This is a genomic window from Curtobacterium sp. HSID17257, assembly GCF_003989515.1.
Taxonomy (GTDB): Bacteria; Actinomycetota; Actinomycetes; order Actinomycetales; family Microbacteriaceae; genus Curtobacterium.
The window spans coordinates 1-3,680 of sequence record NZ_RBLU01000193.1 but is presented as its reverse complement, the minus strand read 5'-3'; the positions used below and the strand labels follow the sequence as shown (position 1 = coordinate 3,680).

The following is a 3,680-nucleotide window of genomic DNA, read 5'->3' as shown; positions in this document are numbered from 1 at the left end:
GTCTAGGGGTGTTGATCCTCCTCTTCTCGTGCTATCCCCGAGCCGGCCACATGCTGCCCGCCTCTCTCCCGACACGCCGCGCTTCCGTCCTCGTGTTGCTCCTGCGCGGCCTGGTCGCGGCGGCGTTCTTCGGCAGCGAGGCCTACGTCCCCTTCCTGCTGCAGGCACGGCACGGCCTGAGCGCCTCGGCAGCGGGACTCGCGCTGACCGTCGCCGCCCTGAGCTGGGCCGGGGCGAGCTGGCTGCACGGCCGGCTCGGGGAGCAGCGGCTCACCGCGTCGCGGACCTTCGGGACCGGACTCACGCTCGTCCTGGTCAGCCTGACCAGCGCGCTCGCCGTCGCGGTGTGGGGGCTGCCGTGGTGGGTGCTCGTGGCGGGGTGGTTCGTCGGCGGCGCCGGGATGGGCGCGATGTACCCGCGGCTGTCGATGCTGACGCTCCGTTTCTCGGGCGAGGGCGACGACGGCTTCGCGAGCTCGGCACTGACGATCGCCGACGCCTCGGGGAGCGTGGTCGGCCTCGCGGTCACCGGCCTGCTCTTCGTCGGCAGCGGGGGAGCCGACGGTGCGTGGTCCTTCCCGCTCGTCTTCGTCGCGATGACGGCGATCGCACTCGTCGGCACGGTGGCGGTCCGGCGGCTCGGGACCGTGCCCGCGCCACCGACCCCCGGCGCCGCGTGACCCGACCGGCGGTAGCGTGGGAGTCCGATCGAGCCGAGGAGGTCCCGTGCGCACCAGCGTCGTCGCCGTCCTCGTGGCGGTGACCCTCGCCCTGACCGGGTGCCAGGGGCCGACGACCGCTGCGCCGACCCCGGTCCGCAGCACCGACCTGACGAGCTCGGACGGCGGGTTCGCCGAGGACGCCGTGGTCGGAGCGGTGCTCGCCCCGGGGGACGACGCGCTCGCCGAGGACCTCGAACGCGGGCTCGACGGTGCCGGGTTCGAGCCGGACGTCCGGGTGGCAGGTGGCCCGGGGACTGCGGCTGGGGACCCCGCGGCCGGGGACCCTGCGGCCGGGGACCCTGCGGCCGAGCAGGCCCGCGCCGTCGACGCGCTCGTCCGTGCCGGGGCGAAGGCGTTGCTCGTGCACCCCGTCGACGCCGACGCGCTCGCCGGTGCCGTGCAGACCGCGCACGACGCCGGTGTGGTGGTGGTCTCGGTCGGCGATCCGGTCCCGACGAGCGGCACCGGTGGCGACGGCATCTCGGCCGACCACCGTGTGCCCGCGGCAGCGGATGCCGGGGACACCGCCCGGTCGGCCGTCGAGGTCGTCCGGTCGCTGCAGCGCGGCGAGCAGCCGGACCCGGCCGACTGACGGGACCTCCGTCGCCGGGCCGTGCGGGTCAGCGCGCGCGGACCCGGGTGCCGGCTCGGCTCAGTGCCACCAGGCCGGGAACGACAGGGTGATCGTCTCGACCAGGGACCTCCGCGAGCGGCGGGGGCCGGCGAGCCAGGCCTCGATCGCACCGACGAAGCCCTGGGCGACGAACCCGGCTGCGACGTCGTCGAGCAGGGGCGGGCGTGACGCCGGGTCGAGCTCGCGGATGTGCTGCGCGCTCGAGACCGTCAGGTGCTGCACGAGCAGACGGTGCAGGGAGGCGTCCTCGCTGTCCGGGAGTCCGCGGGCGTAGATGTCGCGGTGTGCGACGACGTGCTCGACGACGGCGTCGATGCTGCGCCGCGTGATCGCCGCGAGCTCGTCCGGACCGGCGCCGCGGGCGGAAGCGGTGTGCCGTGCCTCCGCGTCGTCCTCGCGGATGCGGTCGAGCTCGGGCGTCAGCACGTCGGCGAGGAGCGAGCCGGGGGACACCGCGTGCGAGTAGAACGTGGCCCGGTTGATGCCGGCGGCGCGCGTGACGTCGGCCACCGTGATGGCGGAGACGGGGCGGTCCGCTGCGAGTCGGAGGATCGCCTCGCGCAGCGATGCCGTGGTGTGCACGATCCGGGCGTCGACCACGACACCACCCCCTCTTCGTTCCGTCCGCACCAGGCGGCGCTCGGGCAGTCCGACGTTACCGCACGGCGACCGCGTGGACGGGACAGAGCGCGCAGCGTGACCCGGTCCGAGCCGTGCGGGCGTCGCGAGAGCGCTCACACAGGCCCTAGGATGGTTCCGACGCCGAATCGATTCGATTCGACCTGATCCGGTCAGCGTCCGGCTCCCTCGGCCGCTCGTGGACGTCCTCGACGTCGTCGAGCCGACCCGATCCCGTCTCTCCTGCACCCGACCCCGTGAAGGACCGCTCGTGACCGCGCCCGCCACCACCGGCTCGCTCCGCGTCGTGCTGCACCCCGGTGACTCGCTCACCCGGCGGCAGCGCCTCGTCTACGTCTTCGTGCTCGGCGCGCTCACCGCGCTCGGGCCGTTCACCATCGACCTGTACCTGCCGGCGTTCCCGTCGCTCGAGCGCGAGTTCGGCATCAGCGAGGGCGCCGTGCAGCTCACGCTGACCGCGACCACGCTCGGGTTCGCGGTCGGACAGCTGCTCGTCGGGCCGTGGAGCGACAAGGTCGGGCGGCGCCTCCCGCTGATCATCGCCACGTCCGTGCACGTCGCGGCGTCGGTGGGTGCCGCGCTCGCGCCGGACGTCGAGGTGCTCGCGCTGTTCCGCGTCCTGCAGGGCATGGGCGCGGCGGCGGGTGGCGTCGTCGCGATGGCCACCGTCCGCGACCTGTTCGGCGGCAAGCCGCTCGTGCGGATGCTCTCGCGCCTGGCGATGGTGAACGGCCTCGCACCGATCCTCGCCCCGCTGATCGGCTCGCAGATGCTGCAGTTCGTGAGCTGGCGCGGTGTGTTCGTGTTCCTCGCGTGCTACGGCGCCGCCGTCGTGATCGCGTCGTCGCTGCTCATCGTGGAGACCCTGCCGCCGGCACGCCGCAGGGAGGCCGGTCACTCCACGATCGGGCAGCGCTACAAGGCCCTGTTGTCCGACCGCATCTTCGTCGGGGTCGCGCTCATCGGGGCGATGGTCTTCAGCGGACTGTTCTCGTACCTGTCCGCGTCGCCGTTCCTGTTCCAGACGGTCTACGGTCTCGACGCGCAGCAGTACGGCCTGCTCTTCGCCGTGAACTCGATCGGCGTCGTCGTCGGCGTGCAGGTGTCGTCCCGGCTGGCGCAGCGCGTCGGCCCGCAGTGGATCCTCGCCTGTTCGACCGCCACCCTGCTCCTGTCCGCCGTGGCGATCGTGGTGCTCGACCAGCTCGGCGCCGGCCTCGTCGGGGTCCTCGTGCCGCTGTGGTTCTTCATCGCCGCGTGCGGGTTCACCTTCCCGCTGGTGCAGGTGATCGGTCTCGCCGCGCACGGCAAGGAGGCCGGTACCGCCGCCTCGCTCCTCGGCGCGCTGAACTTCGGGGTCGCCGGGCTCGTGTCGCCGATCGTCGGGTGGCTCGGGATCACCGCGGCCACGCCCATGGCGGCCGTGATGGCCTGCACGGCCGCGGTCGCCGTCCTCGTGCTCTGGGTGGTCGTGCGGCCGCGGACGGTGCCGGCGCTCTCGCACTGACGCGACGCCGTCCGCGGCCGGCTGGCGCTCGCGGGTACCCGGACCGGCGACCGTCCCCGTCCGTATGCTGCGGACATGACCGACGCGGTGGAGCAGGCACGGGCAGCGGCAGCAGCGGCGCAGGCAGCGGCCGAGGAGGCGCGACGGCTCGCCGACGAGGCGGCCCGACGGGCCGAGG

The 3,680-nt window shown here is 74.0% G+C and carries 4 protein-coding genes; 3 read left to right on the top strand and 1 reads right to left on the bottom strand.

Features of this window, described 5'->3' with window-relative positions; all coding sequences use genetic code 11:
• Both D8M35_RS15895 and D8M35_RS15890 read left to right on the top strand, forming a co-directional pair.
• Positions 1 to 680, top strand: a 680-nt coding sequence (locus D8M35_RS15895; RefSeq protein ID WP_238638277.1) for an MFS transporter, incomplete at its 5' end; no start/stop codon positions are given.
• A gap of 46 nt (positions 681 to 726) precedes the next feature.
• Positions 727 to 1,314: a substrate-binding domain-containing protein gene (locus D8M35_RS15890; protein WP_161972697.1), complete on the top strand. Its 588-nt coding sequence runs from the start codon at positions 727 to 729 to the stop codon at positions 1,312 to 1,314.
• 60 nt (positions 1,315 to 1,374) lie between these two features.
• Here D8M35_RS15890 and D8M35_RS16710 read toward each other — a convergent pair whose 3' ends face one another.
• Positions 1,375 to 1,956, bottom strand: a complete 582-nt coding sequence (locus D8M35_RS16710) for a TetR/AcrR family transcriptional regulator (RefSeq protein ID WP_161972696.1) — start codon at positions 1,954 to 1,956, stop codon at positions 1,375 to 1,377.
• A gap of 289 nt (positions 1,957 to 2,245) precedes the next feature.
• Here D8M35_RS16710 and D8M35_RS15880 point away from each other — a divergent pair, with 289 nt between their 5' ends.
• Positions 2,246 to 3,502, top strand: coding sequence for a multidrug effflux MFS transporter (locus D8M35_RS15880; protein ID WP_126892683.1), 1,257 nt, complete (start codon positions 2,246 to 2,248; stop codon positions 3,500 to 3,502).
• Positions 3,503 to 3,680 lie beyond the last annotated feature (178 nt).